Source organism: Pseudoalteromonas sp. FUC4 (assembly GCF_008370255.1).
Taxonomy (GTDB): Bacteria; Pseudomonadota; Gammaproteobacteria; order Enterobacterales; family Alteromonadaceae; genus Pseudoalteromonas.
On sequence record NZ_SEUI01000002.1, the window covers coordinates 399,766 to 414,621 of the forward strand.

Genomic DNA, 14,856 nt, shown 5'->3' on the forward strand with positions numbered 1-14,856 from the left:
ACCTTTAACTAGTTTGATAAAGTGCCCAGCGTTGAGTTTGGATATACTCAATCGTCTGACGTAATATCTTATCTGTTGGGCGATCTTCTTCTAGTAAATCAAAGAAACTAGCTACATCATCAATCATTGCAGTAATTTCAGGGTTTAATGCAGAAGCATCTATTTCATTATTTAAAATACGAATTCGAACACCTTGCACAGCAGCCAATAAAGTTGCCGCGAGTACCTGCTCTGTTAGTTGTAAAATACGTAAACAGTCACGTGCAGCAATGGTCCCCATACTCACTTTATCTTGGTTATGACATTCTGTAGAGCGTGAAAAAACGCTGGCTGGCATTGTTAATTTAAGTGCTTCAGCAGTCCATGCAGAACAACCAATCTGGATAGCTTTGAAACCATGATTTATAAAGTGACGTTCACTTGAGGCCGCACTTAAATTGGATGGCAAACCATTATTCATTTTAACATCAACCATTGTCGCAATTTGTCGATCTGCTAAATCAGCTAAATTTGCCACACAGTTTTTCATCGAGTCCATTGCCATTGCAATATGACCGCCGTAAAAATGACCTCCATGTAAAACATGCTCGCCAATACCATCAATAATAGGATTATCATTGGCACTGTTAAGCTCATTTTCAATCATATTTCTTAACCATGGTAGGCTATCTTCAAGCACACCTATAACGTGCGGAGCACATCGTATAGAATAGCGATCTTGTAAGCGGTCTGAATTACGAGGATGCTCAACATGGTTTAAATCATGCTGAATGCGTTTAGCAACATTTTGCTGACCAACATGCGGCTTAACACTAAATAAAATATCATCAAAGTGATTGCTATTACCTTTAAGCGCAATACTTGCAAGTGCAGTTATACGGGTCATTAAACGACTTGCGTACTCAGAGCGGTCGAATGCTTGACATGCTAGCGCCGTCATTACGGCGGTGCCATTCATAATAGCCAGACCCTCTTTAGGGCGTAACGTAATTGCTTTTAAACCTTCAGCAGAAAATGCCTCTAATGAATTAACAACCTGATCTTTATAGTACGTATCACGCTCACCAATTAAGCTACCAGCAACATACGATAGAGGTGTTAAATCACCACTTGCGCCTACCGATCCTTCTTGTGGAATGACAGGAATAATATCGCGGTTGATCATCTCAACTAATAATTTCAGTAAATCCCAACTTACGCCAGAATAACCTTGTGACAAAGACGCCAAGCGGCTCGCTAAAATAAGCTTACCTTGTTCTGGCGTAAAAAAGTCACCTAAGCCACAACCATGAAAACGTGTTAGGTGTATTGGCAGCTCATTAACGAGTGATAAAGGAATTTCAACTGTGCATGAATCACCGTAACCGGTTGTTACACCGTATATGTGACCTTCTTCGGCTAATAACTTATCTAAAAAAGCGACAGCAGAATCAATTTTTTTTGCAAAGTGACTATCACCAGAAAGCGCAACTCCGCGCTTATCTTTTACAACACTGATAATGTCTTCAATTGTTAAACGCCCTGCACCAAATAATAGGTGACTTGATGTGTTACTTTCCATTTACTACTTCTCCAGATATTTAGCTAGGCTTTGAATCTTTGTCTGTGGCTTTAGGCCAAAAATTAAAAAAATTGTACCATTGATACGGCGCTTTTTTACAATAAAACTCGAGTCGTTGCGCGAACTTAGTAGCCATTGACTGAAAGTACGCTTGACGCTCTTTACGCTTGACCTTAATAGGGTCTGCAAATTTTTCAATGTACGTTTTATAACGTCCTTGCTCATTAATACAAAACATTAAAAATACAGGGCATTCCATAATATTTGCAAGAGCAAATGGACCTACCGCAAACGGAGCATCTTCTCCTAAAAACGGCACATGATGTACACTATTTGGATTATTAACCGATGTACGGTCAGCAAATATAATTACGGCTTCACCATCGTCTAACTTTTGCTTTAATTTAATTGTATCATCCGGACCAAAGTTATTGATATGAATAAAATTAATGGCTGCATCTTGGTTAACTTTTTTCAAAAAATTATTAAATGAAGGTGTATGCTCATTATAAGTGATCACGTTAAGCGGTCGTTTGTTATCTCCCATACTAAAAATAGCACGACAGATTTCCATATTGCCTAAATGAGCACTAAAAATAACGGCGCCTTTAGCCTCTAGTAATTGCTGATAACCTTCTGGTGTAGCAATTTCTAAATCTTTAATATTTACTTTACCAAGCCAGGCATCAAACTTATCTAAAATGGCCATACCAAAGGAGAAGTACAACCTAAAACCTTGTTTAAAACGCGCCCAACCAGTGCGCTTACCTTCACCCATGCTAACATTAAGATTATCTAAATAATGCCAAATAGCTTGACGAGACAAGCGACCAGTAACGTAAAAATAAAACATAACTGGTGTTAAAACTATTTTAAACAGCCACTTACCAAATACTTTGTATATAAAAACCAATACTTCGATACCTAGCATAGAGCCGCGTTCTTTTAATTGTGACCAATGAAATGGTTTATCAACGTCATTATGTGGTGCTGTTTTTTTCTCTGACATGCAATAAATCCCTTTATTTAAATTTGTTTAAAATTAAACGTGGTAAACGCCACAACATGCCAAAAAAGAGCCTCGTATGCATTTTTGAAATCAATACGTTATCGTCCCAAACATTAAAATGTGACACTCCATTCTCCGGGTAATGAACTTTAGTTTTGATAAATTTAACAGGCGTACCTTGCCAATAAAGCTTTACCATTACCTCTATATCAAAATCCATTTTATTACCCAAACGAGTACTATTTATAAGTGTTATATAAGCATCTAACGGATATACACGAAAGCCACACATAGTGTCTTTTAATGCAAACGATAACGTTTCTATATAAACCCAAAAATGAGTAATAAAACGTCCATAATAGCGTCCTTTTGATATTGACTCATCGTAAATAGGTTGCCCACTCACTAATGCTTTAGGGTAAAGTTTAGAGCGTACAACAAGTTGATTTACATCATTTAAATCGTGTTGACCATCAGCATCAATTTGAATTGCATGACTCCAACCTGCTTGATGCGCATGAACAAGACCCGTTTGTACAGCGGCTCCTTTGCCACCATTTTCAATACGACGTACCAATGTAACTAAAGCGAACTCAGCATCTATTTTCTCAAGTACGCTTTGCGTTTGTTCGTTGCTTCCATCATCTACCAATATAATTGGCAGATTAAAAGCAACTAGAGCAGTTATCGTATCGTGAATCACTAAATCGTGATTGTAATTTGGGATGACAAATCCATATTTACTCGACATTATAAAGCACTCTTATTCATCATTTAGAACTACTTTGCCTGATGCATGCTGTCCATGCTCTGAGCTGTAACTAAAGCTAAATTTAGTATTTTTAATTTGTTTTAATAATAAATCTACTTCGTAATTTGGTTTAACTATAATCTGAAACTTTAACGCATCAACTGAAATTGCTTTTTGGCAATCTACATTCAAATATTTAGTCAAATAATGCATCACCCAATCAAGTTGAGCGATGCCTGGTAAAATTGGTGCTTGCACAAAGTGACCTTGAAAATAAAATAGGTTTTCTGGTATTTTTAAACGCAAAAGCACATGGTCAGGGCTTTGTTCTATTACATCACAAATAGGTTTATATACGAAATTAGTCAAACATTTTCTCCAATTGCATTTTTTCGAGTTTACCTTGCGTGTTATAAGGTAATGCCGACAAATAACGAAACTTACGCGGTATCACTAAAGGTTCAAAAAATGCTTTTAAATGACTCTTAAGAGCCTGTGAAAACTTAAATTTACCGTGCTCTGCTAATACAGCTTCACCCTCTTGGGTTAGCACTAATACTGCGGCAATTTCACTTCGTTTGTTTTTCTGCTCATTTTCAAGAAGTAATACATAGCATTCGTTAACCAAAGTATATTGATTTATCTTTTGTGTTATCTCATCTAATGAACAACGTTTTTCTTCAATTTTAACAATGCGATCTGCACGACCTAATAACGAAAACTGATTACTGTTGGTTAGTTGCGCTCTATCATCTGTTTGATACCACTGACGCTGATCAACATAAGGCGATGAGATAATAAGTCTTTGTAAATCATCAGTTTTTATTTTTATAGGCGTAAATGCTTGCCAGATTATAGACTCACTTTGTTGACGCCAAGCTATTCCGCCAGTTTCAGTACTTCCAAGCACTTCAACCGGTGCATAACCAAATTGCTCGCTTAGTAAATTAGCTGCAACTGATTGCAGCGGTCCACCAGATGAAAAACAGCAGCGTAATTTATCTTTAACAGATACTAATACGTTATCTTGAACCAATCGATGATAGTAAGCTGGGCTACTAATTAAAGTAATATCACTTTTAGGCGTATTTTTAATAAACGAAAGTAAATGCTCTGGGTATTCAAAACTACTAAAACAAACATTTCTCCCAGAGTATAGCGGCCAAAGAACTTTAAATAACAATCCATAAATATGTTGATGCGAGACAGTAGCAACAAAAGTTGTATTTACAATTTGCTCGCCAAATTGCTCTTCAAGTACATCGAGCTCTAAGACTAATTGCTTAAACGTTTTATCTATCGCTTTTGGTTGTCCACTCGAACCCGATGTAAAAAAACGAATACTTGTAAGCTCGTTAATCTCAAGCTCAGCTGTAGTGCTACTTCTTAAATCTGGTGTAAATGCGATGTCAGCAGATGATAATCTAGCATCACCACAAAATGCATCGGCATAGCTTAAGCATTGCGTGAGCTGGGCAGGTTGTCCATTTTGGGGCAAAACAATTGACTTTTTTGCCACTAATAAAGCAAAAAACAATACGCTAAACTGGTAGCTATCAGCATCAAAAAGCAACCACGTAGTTTCAGGCTGCTTAGAAAAATTTTTAGCGTGGCCGTTAACCTGCTCACGCCAAGTTGTAAAATCATGGTTCTCACCATAAAAATAGTTATTATTATTTGGCCACTTCATTCGATTTATTTTTTGCCTTTTGCCATTTTCTTACAATCAATTCTATGATCATTAATAACCCCATTAGCAGATATGAAATCAAGCCATTATAGGTAAGCCATACTTTTGGATTTGGGTGAAATACGGTTACAGTCGCAATTAAACCATTCAATATAAAAAACACACACCACACTTTAGTCACTGATCGTGTGTAACGTTTTGCATTTTCATCTAGGGTTTCAAACTTACCTGCAATAATTTCAATTACACTGGGGGGGTTATATAGTGAATAAGCAAATACAGCTAAAAAGCAGCTGCTGATAACAACAGGGTAAAACTTTAACGCTAATGCTGAATTTGCAAAAGTAGCAAAAAGTAATAACCCACACCCGCATGCAGTCATAATTTTTAAATGAGGAATCGTTGTTTTGCTGTCTTTAACCAACCAATGCCTTAGCAGTAAAACGGCAACAAAAACACCACCAATAATTACCGGTTCGCTGTACTGTAAGCCAAAATATACCGCAAAAGGGTAAGTTAATAATAAGCCAGCTAACAACGCCTTTTTCATTAAGCCTCAACAACCATTAGCTTTTCAATTGCGTCAATTACATCTTGTACGGTACGAACTTGTTTAAAGTCATCAGGTTCGATTTTTTTACCTGTTTGTTCGCGTAATTTTACAACCAAATCTACGGCATCAATGCTATCAAGATCTAAATCTTCATATAAACTTGCTGTGCGAGTAATATCCTCAGGCTCTATCTCAAAATATTCCTGTAAAATATCGCTAAGCATCGCAAAAATTTTCTCGCCGCTTTTCATGTTTTCATTATTCATATATATATCCAAATACTGTATCGCTTTAAAAACGCAGTATGTTATGCCCTTGTTGCAGCTATAAAATCACATAAAGTTTTAACCGAGTAAAAATGCTTTTTACTGTCATCGGTATTTCCATCAATTTTTACATCGTATGCTTTTTTAATTGCTACACCTAATTCAAGTGCATCAATTGAATCTAAGCCTAAACCATCAACAAAAAGTGCTTCTTCATCGTTAATATCTGCGGCTTCAATGTCTTCTAAATCTAAAGTTTCGATAATTAGTTGTTTAACTTCAGTGCTTAAATCACTCATATTTTAATTTTTCCTCGTTAAGGTAAGCTTGTAAATCGCGTGTTAGTTTGCGTACCGAATTAGTTACCTGATCGTCTTGTATATAAGGTTCTATCAAATAAGGAGGTAAAACACGCATCTTAAAGGTAAAACGGCGTTCAGTTACCTGATACCACTTTTGTCCTTTGGTTAATGTTATTGGGTTTACGTCAATTAAGATTGGTAAAATATCAACTTGAGTTCGGAGCGCAATATTTCCAGCCCCTCGTTTAAAATGCCAAGGTTTACCTGGTACACTTCGCGTTCCTTCAGGGAACACTATAAGATTGTTTCCACTGGCAAAGCTTTTTTTACATTGCCCTAAAAAGTAATCTGGCTCTGCATCATTATTAATATAACCAGTGGCTTTAACTACACCTTTTAGAAAAGGATTTTTCCATAAATCAGCTTTAACAACGCAGTCTGCATTGCGCACAATAGAAATAAGCACAACAACATCAATTAAAGATGGGTGATTAGCTATTATTAACTGCCCTTTTGCTTGTTTTATTGCATCGATCTTATCTACATCTAAGCGTAAAATGCCAACTAAGCGCATATAACCCACAAAAAATTTAAATGAATAATGCACAGCAGTTCGTGCAGCTTGATTTCGTTTATTTACATCACGATAAATAAGTCGTTGAATTGAAAAGATAATAACAGACAATGCCAAACCACCAGCACTAAACAAGGCGAAGGCGCTGCCTGTTGCAATAATACGGTATGCTTTTATCAATTGAGTTTTCATTAGCGCGACAGCTGCCATTGATATCTTTTTGAGTTTATTTCTAACGTATTATTTTGTGAAAAATAAAACTTTAAAAAATCGAGAGCTTGTAACTCAGCTGCTTCGCTTTCTCTTACATGATGATGACCGGTGCATTTTAGTTCAAAACCGTTACTACTTTCACACGGTTCAATAAGCAACCCTACTGCTATATTGTCAGGTTTTTGTTGTACATAAGGTTGGTAATGTTCAGGTACAGCTTGGTCACTATATACATATAAAATACGCTCATAGCCATGCATTTGCAGCTTTGCAAGAGCATCTACTAATCCCATAAAAAAACTATCTTCACCTGCGGACATAGCACAAAGCGGTGCTTTATTTCCAGCATAAATACTAAACAAACCACCCACAGCATTATGCACTGATAACGCAAAGTTAGTTGGAGAAAGCGTTTCTTTAGCTGCAACAGCTGCAATTAATTTAGTCGTTTTGTGTAGGTCGCCATGGCGAGAAGAAAATACACTAGGGATGTTATGCTGAAATCCTTCACTTGCCTCTAAAGCGCAGTGGAGTGTCAGTTTAGCAAATGCGCTTAAACGTCTTCGCTGCATCGCAGGTATCTGTTTTAATTCAGGAAGAGTTAACGTTTGCGGGTTTACTATCATACTGTTGGAGTATGATTGCCAATCTTGGTGATTTATTTTTCCGTCGCCCCAAGCGATGCATTTTTTGATAATAAATTTCAATGTAATAATCCCTATTACAGCAGTGGTGACAAAAAGAGGCTAGATTCTACAGTCGCACTTGTTTTGATTCAAGGAAAACTGTCATATAACACCACGTTCGCCGAAAAAATCATCATCTTGGATTATTTTCGCCCAACATTCTCGTTGGTTTTCATCTTCTTGCCAAACCAGTAAAATAGCGTGTTCAATCAAGCCTAAGCTCATATCGGTTTCAGCTAGCAACTTATTTTTTTCTATTGCTTGCTTACTACTACCTATAAAAATGTTTGGACCATCAATCGCATACGTATTAGCTATATAATAGTTTGCTGCATTACCAACACTTGCTACAAAACTTAATGGTTTTATAGGGTTGTTTTGGTGTACATCAATTAACATTGATTGCATTGAATCACTCGAAAAATAATCCGCGCAACTATACAAACCACTCTTTGCACTTAGTTCAATATCCCCTTTAGCACGGTATACTGCTAGTAACGCAATTAGTGTAAAAGAATCCATCCTACGAACCTGTAAACCTGTTTCTTGTTTTACGAGTTGCCTTAAGCTTTTTACATCTAGCTTTTTTTCAAAACTTAAATAACTACTGCCGACTTCTTTCATTCAGTACCCCTATAACGCTGAAAAACCAAAGCCGCATTATTACCGCCAAAACCAAAGTAATTAAATAATACAGTGTTCACTTGTGAAAAATCATTTCCTTTATAAAAAGGCCACATTAAATCGTTATTGTTACTTATATAATCTGGCGGGGTGTACGATTTTTTACTCAAACAATCAGCAAATAATGCAATTTCAATTGCACCACATGCGCCTAACGTGTGCCCTGTAAAAGGTTTGAAAGCAATAATAGGAGGAGGACCCTGAGTTATTTCTGATGTATTAAATAATGCAGTTAAAGCATTGCACTCTGCTTCATCATTCCCAAGCGTGGCGGTACCATGCACTTTAATTAGATCTATATTATCACTTTGGATATTTGCCTGTAATAAACAATCATTAATAACTTGTGCAATGTGACTGCCATCTTCTTGAGTCATTGTTAAACTATAAGTGTCGCATGACGATGCACCACCCAGCATTTTGAGACTGCACTGCGCGTTAGGCGTCGATGATAAATAAAGAGCTGCAACTCCCTCCCCTAAGATTAAGCCAGAACGACCTTTAGCAAATGCAATTAATTCTGTTTTACTAATTAAATCTAACGACTTAAAGCCTTCAACTGTTAAAGGGTTATAAAATTCGCAACCTATAACCAATGCATGTTCAATTTTTCCGGTACTTATTAAACGCGAAGCATACAAACATGCATTAGCACTTGCTGTACATGCTGTGCTAAACGTAAATTCCAACTCATTTAAACCATATCGTTTTACTAATGCTTGGCTAATTTTATCTGTTTTAGATAGCCACAACTTACCTTCATCTCCCACTTCCACAGCACTGATGTCTAAAGAGGTAGATCCTAAAAATAAATTAGTTTTTGCTAAATCACTAGCTGATAGATTCAACTTTTTAAAAAGAGGATATAAAACGGCATCAAAATAACTTAAAATACACGAAAAATCGCTACAATTTATTTCTTCTCGAAATGATTTAAATGCCACACTTTCATCTTCAATAGTGCTTACAACACTACTTGTTTTATTACTTAATGGTGCCGATAAGACCCCGCTGGCATTTAAATATACATCCCGTTTATTCATTACTTAGCACGCTCTTGAATAATAAAGTCGGCAATTGTATCTATAGACTGTAAATGTTTACGCGTTTCTTTAGAGCCTTCGACTTTAATGCCAAAGTTTTGTTTTAATACTAATGAGAGTTGTAGAGCATCTAATGAGTCTAAGTTGATGCGTGATTTACTTCCAAACAATAGCTCTGAGTCAATAATATCAGCGGGCTCAAAATCATCCTCTTTATCACATTCAGTGATAATCAATTGTTTTAACTGTAGTTTTAATTCGGCTAATTCCATGTCAAATTCCTCATTTTTTTATTAAATATACATAATGCAGCAACAAAGCATAGCAATGAAAAACTCCAAAGCGATGCTGTATATTGCCAAAAAGTGTGATCAACTGATTCACTCATCAGTTGTCGTAATAGTTGAGCTGACCAATACATTGGCGACCCATTTGCCAGCGCGGCTAAATTATCAGGCATAATTTCAAGCGGCACCATAAAGCCACTCAATGCAGCTAAAATTATATTGACCCCACCACCTACAACAATTGCTTGTTCATAACTCGACACCATACTTGCTAATAATAAAGCAAAGGCAATTGCAGTAAAACTAGCGGTTATAAATGTAAATATACTAAGCAATAAACCATACAGCGGTAGTAAAGGTAAATTCAAAAAGTAGGGAATTGCAATACAACCTATGATTGCAAGTAAACAGCCTTGTATAAGGCTGACAATTACATAAGCACACGCTTTGTTATAAAAATAGCGAGCCATACTAATTGGGTACGTTTTTAATCTAACCAAAGTGCCATTATTACGCTCATTAATAAAAGTGAGTGAAATAGGCAAAACAATAAAATAAATACCAAATACCCACCAAGCAGGAATGCTATTCAACGCTGGATTGTGTAACGCTTTAGCTAACGGCTTTTCTAATAAGTAACTTACATCTGATGATTCAACAACTTGATTAACTTGCTCATCTAAAGATAAATCCTGAGATAAATCACCTGTATCAAGCATATACAAATAGAGTTTTAATTGAGATAAGCTCGCTTTCAATTTTTCAGTCATTAGTAATCGCGTTTGCGGCGCAAGGTCGTCACTTATATCTAACCGTAACTGGCTATTACCTTGGCGCATTAAAATTTGTTTATCTACACCGGCTTCTATTGTTAATCTGTTATCGGTATTGTTTTTATCTATAGTAAAACCCTGTGCAATTAAAAGTGCGATTAAAACATTACTATTCGCACTATTCTCTAGCCCAATTACACTGAGTGTTAGGTTTGCTTGTATATTTTTTTGCGACTGGCTGCTTGCCATCGTCATAATAACCATAAACACAATAGGCATAAGTAATAGTACGGCTAAGCTGTGTAAGTCATTTGCAATTAACCTGGCTTCTTTTTTTACCGTATGGATTAACATGATGACTCCGAAAATAAGTCACGATACAGTTGCTCTATATGACTATTTGAGAATGTCAGTGTTTTAATATCATGACTCAAATTAGCAAGCACTGTAAAAGTAGATGCTAGCTGCTCGCTATTACTCACTTTTAATTGATGTCCGCCATTTTCTAAAATGGTTATCGGCTGTTTAAAAAGGGCTATTTGACTTGGAGATAAAGGCTTAACAGTAGTGAAATTTAAAGACGGTTTTTGATTGTTTAAAAGCTCATTCGCAACGACTTTACCATTATTTAAAAATACGACTTCATCGCATAGCAATTCAACCTCATGTAATAAATGAGAGGTATAAACCAAGGTTTTACCTTGTTGTTTTAAATCCAATAATAAATTAATTATTGCATCACGAGATAATGGGTCTATGCCTACCGTCGGTTCATCTAAAAATATAATGTCTGGCTGTTTACTCAAGGCAATTGCAATATTTAAGCGACGCTTATATCCACCAGATAAAGAACCCGCCATTTTATTAATAACATCATCAAGCCCGCATGCACGTATAGCCGATTTAATATGGTTTGAATGTAAACTGCGATTTTTTTCACTTATGGACACAAAAAAAGCTAAATTATCGTGCACACTAAGTTCATGATAAAAAGCAAAATCTTGCGGTACTAAAGCAACTTTTTGGGCTATAGCTTCTTGGGTCGTATACAGTGAATAAAAAGGGTAACTAATTTGACCTGTTTGAGCAGTCAAAAGACCACTCATTAATGAAATTAATGTTGATTTTCCAGCTCCATTAGGTCCTAAAATAGCAGTGCAGCTACCTTGAGCAAGATTGAGTGATATATTATTAACACTCAATGGCATATTTGCTTTATAGCCAAAACTCACTTGTTTTAGCGCCAACATAATTGGCATTAACTTCGCCATACTATTCCCTGTACCATTAAATATTCCTTTGAATTTTTATATTCTATTAATAGTGGACTGCGTAACCATCTATAAACTTTGCGCAACAGAAAATGCATCGCCAATCGCTCTTTGCAAATCTAATTTTTCAGCGTTTAACGCACCGCCTATATAGCTAACTGGCATTAAACTGCTTAGTTGATGATGATACTCTGGCAGTACCGACTGCTGACCACTACAAATTACAACATGGTCCACATTTAATATTCGTTCACGGTTACGTATATTTAAATGCAAACCTTCTTCATCTATTTTTTGATAATTCACAGCAGCAAGCATTTTTACTCCCTGCTGTTTTAAATGCTCTCGGTGTATCCAGCCTGTCGTTTTCCCTAAGTCTGCACCGTGTTTTCGTAATTTACGTTGTAGTAAATACACTTCACTTGATACTGTTGATTTGACGGGTTTTCCTTTTATACCACCTGCATTGCCGACGCTTAAGTCAATACCCCATTGCTCACTAAAACGTAAGTTTGAAGGTTCAAGATTCAAACACTGACTTTTCATTGCAACTATATAAGCTGCAACATCAAAACCTATTCCACCAGCGCCAATTATTGCAATTTTTTCGCCTGGCTTTACTTTAGCGCTAAGCACTGCCTCATAACTAATTACATTTGGTAATTTAATACCTTCTATTTGAGGGGTTAAACCTGTTACCCCCGTAGCAATAACGCAGTGATCAAAACGAGCTAAAGCCGCTATATTCGCTTTTATATTTAAGTTAATTGTAACATTTAGATTTTTTAAACGGCTTTTAAAATAGCGTAACGTTTCTCTAAATTCTTCTTTTCCAGGTACATTGGCTGCAAGTAATAGTTGCCCACCCAGCTCTAATGCGCTTTCAAATAAAGTAACTTGATGGCCACGTTCTGCGGCATAAATAGCACAAGCCATTCCTGCAGCGCCACCACCTACTATAGCAACTTGTTTTACCTTATTCGTTTTATTAACAGGCATTAGCGTTTCATTACAAGCTCGAGGATTAACAATACATGTGGCTGGCAAGTTAATAAAGATATTATCTAAACAAGCCTGATTACAGCCAATGCATGTATTAATTTGATCAGAATTACCCGCTTTCGCTTTTGAGACAAACTGACTATCGGCTAAAAAAGGGCGTGCCATAGAAATAAAATCAGCATGTTTACCTGCAAGTAATTGTTCTGCAACTTCTGGAGTGTTAATTCTGTTGCTCGTAATAACAGGCACTGTTACTGCTGTTTTTAGCCGTTGACTTAAGGATGAAAAAAATGCTCTTGGGACACTCGTTGCAATAGTAGGAATGCGCGACTCGTGCCAACCAATACCTGAATTAAGCATATCAACACCTGCACGTTCTAGCTCTTGCGCCAACTGTAATACTTCATCAAAAGTACTGCCGCCTTCAACTAAATCAAGCAAAGATAAACGAAATATAACTATAAAGTCACGCCCTAAAGCAGCGCGAACTTGTTTTACAATACTAACTGCAAAGCGAATACGGTTTTTATAAGAACCGCCCCATTGATCATCTCTATGGTTTGTCGCTTTAACAATGAATTGATTTATTAAATACCCTTCAGAACCCATAATTTCGACACCATCGTACCCTGCTTTTTTAGCGAGCTTGGCGCATTGCACAAAATCATCTATTTGTTTTTCTATTTGTTGATGGGTTAATTCTGCTGGAGTATAAGGGCTTATAGACGCTTGAATAGCTGATGGTGCAACTTGCTTAGAATGGTAACCGTAGCGCCCTGCATGCAATATTTGCATACAAATTTTTGTATCGTGTTTTTTAACAGCCTTTGTAATTAACCTGTGTTGCTCAACTCCCTCTATAGAATCTAAGACACTACGGTTAGGCGCTAATATTCCTTCTTGATTTGGAGAAATACCACCGGTAATAATCAAACCAACACCTGCGCGGGCACGTTCACCATAAAAAGCGGCTAAACGCTCAAAACCTTGAGGTAACTCTTCTAAATTTGTGTGCATAGAGCCCATCACCACACGATTATTTAGTGTAGTGGAACCTAACTGATAAGGCGTAAACAAATGGCTATATAACATAAAAACAACACAAAGTGGCTCAAAACCGCGCTAGAGTAACAAGCTTTAATTATGACTGCAAAATTTACTGCGATATTTTAAAATTAACGACAAAACAGTTTGATTTAAAAACAAATAAATAATATATCTTGTTGTGTAGCAAAGTGATGACTATGATAGTTAACAAGTTTATTATACTAATTAACTTTCAAATACAGAGTGCTATATTTAAAAAAATTAACAATATATTATTACTCTTTTTACTCCCTCTTATACAAGGAATCGTTATGTTTTCATTAAAACCATTATTAATGGGCTTAGGTTTAGCTGCATTATCAAGCTCTGCATTTGCACTAACAACAAGTGAGCAGCTCAATTATGACCGGTTAATTTCAGGCGATATTAGTCAAGTAAAACAAGCTGCTCAGTCTATTGTATCTAGCAACAACAGCAACCCTGAGGTGCTAGATGTTTTAGCCCAATACTTAGCCAAAAACTACTTAGCTGCAGCTGATTACCAATTAGATACAATGGCATGGGCGTGTCGAGCTTTAGGTGAGACAGGAAACGCGCGTTACCGAGATTTACTCTCGACTATAGTTAATAGCGATGCACATAAAAAAATTCGTAAATATGCAAAAAAATCATTAAAGCGATTACCTTCTGATAGTACTGAGCAATTTGTAATTGGGTCCGTAGATTTATCAAACTTACAAAAAAATGCCCCTAAGTCGGACATTCCCTCGCTTAAAGGTGACGATAAAGTCCTGTTTGATATAGCTAGTGAAAATTTAACTGAAATTAAATTGCTCGCCCAACAGTACACATCTAAAGGCCTACCCTCTAAGAAAATAGGCGACACCCTTGCTGAGTATTTTGCTCAAAATTACAAAACAAGCGAACAACACAAATTCGATACTTTAGCGTGGGTATGCAAAGGTTTAGCAACCGATGCAACCGGACGATATAAAACACTAATTGAAGACGCTGAAGAAAACAGCCCTATTCGTGCAGTTAGAAAGCATTGCCCTGATGATATTGATGGAAATGGCCCGTATTACAAAGCAGGTGATGTTGATTTAGCTGCAATTATTAAACAGCTTAAATAACTTATTTATAA

The 14,856-nt window shown here is 36.5% G+C and carries 17 protein-coding genes; 1 reads left to right on the top strand and 16 read right to left on the bottom strand.

Annotation, left to right across the window (positions count from 1 at the left end; genetic code table 11):
- Positions 1 to 4 precede the first annotated feature (4 nt).
- The 16 genes from hutH to EU510_RS07860 all read right to left on the bottom strand — a co-directional run bounded on the left by hutH (position 5) and on the right by EU510_RS07860 (position 13,757).
- A complete protein-coding gene (gene hutH / locus EU510_RS07785; RefSeq protein WP_149593000.1) occupies positions 5 to 1,561 on the bottom strand; it encodes a histidine ammonia-lyase in 1,557 nt (518 codons plus the stop codon).
- 19 nt (positions 1,562 to 1,580) lie between these two features.
- Positions 1,581 to 2,570 (bottom strand): family 2 glycosyl transferase, encoded by a 990-nt coding sequence (locus tag EU510_RS07790; protein ID WP_149593001.1) that lies wholly within the window; start codon positions 2,568 to 2,570, stop codon positions 1,581 to 1,583.
- Between the two features lie 13 nt (positions 2,571 to 2,583).
- Positions 2,584 to 3,321, bottom strand: coding sequence for a glycosyltransferase family 2 protein (locus EU510_RS07795; RefSeq protein WP_149593002.1), 738 nt, complete (start codon positions 3,319 to 3,321; stop codon positions 2,584 to 2,586).
- 12 nt (positions 3,322 to 3,333) lie between these two features.
- The gene (locus EU510_RS07800) at positions 3,334 to 3,690 is read right to left on the bottom strand and encodes an acyl-CoA synthetase (protein ID WP_149593003.1); all 357 of its coding nucleotides are present in this window, start codon (positions 3,688 to 3,690) and stop codon (positions 3,334 to 3,336) included.
- Positions 3,683 to 5,011: an AMP-binding protein gene (locus EU510_RS07805; protein WP_149593004.1), complete on the bottom strand. Its 1,329-nt coding sequence runs from the start codon at positions 5,009 to 5,011 to the stop codon at positions 3,683 to 3,685. The genes EU510_RS07800 and EU510_RS07805 overlap by 8 nt, the downstream gene beginning before the upstream one ends.
- Positions 4,995 to 5,561 carry a hypothetical protein gene (locus EU510_RS07810; protein WP_149593005.1) on the bottom strand — a complete coding sequence of 189 codons (567 nt, stop codon included), beginning with the start codon at positions 5,559 to 5,561 and terminating at the stop codon, positions 4,995 to 4,997. The genes EU510_RS07805 and EU510_RS07810 overlap by 17 nt, the downstream gene beginning before the upstream one ends.
- Positions 5,561 to 5,815: an acyl carrier protein gene (locus tag EU510_RS07815; protein WP_149593289.1), complete on the bottom strand. Its 255-nt coding sequence runs from the start codon at positions 5,813 to 5,815 to the stop codon at positions 5,561 to 5,563. Before EU510_RS07815 ends, EU510_RS07810 begins: the two co-directional genes overlap by 1 nt.
- A 56-nt stretch (positions 5,816 to 5,871) precedes the next feature.
- A complete protein-coding gene (locus EU510_RS07820; RefSeq protein ID WP_010553039.1) occupies positions 5,872 to 6,129 on the bottom strand; it encodes a phosphopantetheine-binding protein in 258 nt (85 codons plus the stop codon).
- Positions 6,122 to 6,898, bottom strand: a complete 777-nt coding sequence (locus tag EU510_RS07825) for a lysophospholipid acyltransferase family protein (RefSeq protein ID WP_262501208.1) — start codon at positions 6,896 to 6,898, stop codon at positions 6,122 to 6,124. Before EU510_RS07825 ends, EU510_RS07820 begins: the two co-directional genes overlap by 8 nt.
- A complete protein-coding gene (locus EU510_RS07830; protein WP_149593007.1) occupies positions 6,898 to 7,626 on the bottom strand; it encodes a beta-ketoacyl synthase chain length factor in 729 nt (242 codons plus the stop codon). Before EU510_RS07830 ends, EU510_RS07825 begins: the two co-directional genes overlap by 1 nt.
- A gap of 81 nt (positions 7,627 to 7,707) precedes the next feature.
- Entirely contained in the window at positions 7,708 to 8,229 is a 522-nt protein-coding gene (locus tag EU510_RS07835) for a hypothetical protein (protein WP_149593008.1), read from the bottom strand.
- Positions 8,226 to 9,332 carry a beta-ketoacyl synthase N-terminal-like domain-containing protein gene (locus EU510_RS07840; protein WP_149593009.1) on the bottom strand — a complete coding sequence of 369 codons (1,107 nt, stop codon included), beginning with the start codon at positions 9,330 to 9,332 and terminating at the stop codon, positions 8,226 to 8,228. The genes EU510_RS07835 and EU510_RS07840 overlap by 4 nt, the downstream gene beginning before the upstream one ends.
- Positions 9,332 to 9,604 (bottom strand): acyl carrier protein, encoded by a 273-nt coding sequence (locus EU510_RS07845; protein WP_010553044.1) that lies wholly within the window; start codon positions 9,602 to 9,604, stop codon positions 9,332 to 9,334. The genes EU510_RS07840 and EU510_RS07845 overlap by 1 nt, the downstream gene beginning before the upstream one ends.
- Positions 9,595 to 10,746, bottom strand: a complete 1,152-nt coding sequence (locus tag EU510_RS07850; RefSeq protein ID WP_149593010.1) for an ABC transporter permease — start codon at positions 10,744 to 10,746, stop codon at positions 9,595 to 9,597. Before EU510_RS07850 ends, EU510_RS07845 begins: the two co-directional genes overlap by 10 nt.
- Entirely contained in the window at positions 10,740 to 11,663 is a 924-nt protein-coding gene (locus EU510_RS07855) for an ABC transporter ATP-binding protein (protein ID WP_149593011.1), read from the bottom strand. Before EU510_RS07855 ends, EU510_RS07850 begins: the two co-directional genes overlap by 7 nt.
- Before the next feature lie 69 nt (positions 11,664 to 11,732).
- Positions 11,733 to 13,757, bottom strand: a complete 2,025-nt coding sequence (locus EU510_RS07860; RefSeq protein ID WP_149593012.1) for a 2,4-dienoyl-CoA reductase FMN-binding domain-containing protein — start codon at positions 13,755 to 13,757, stop codon at positions 11,733 to 11,735.
- 266 nt (positions 13,758 to 14,023) lie between these two features.
- Between EU510_RS07860 and EU510_RS07865 the strand changes: the two genes are divergently transcribed.
- Positions 14,024 to 14,845, top strand: a complete 822-nt coding sequence (locus EU510_RS07865) for a HEAT repeat domain-containing protein (RefSeq protein ID WP_149593013.1) — start codon at positions 14,024 to 14,026, stop codon at positions 14,843 to 14,845.
- Positions 14,846 to 14,856 lie beyond the last annotated feature (11 nt).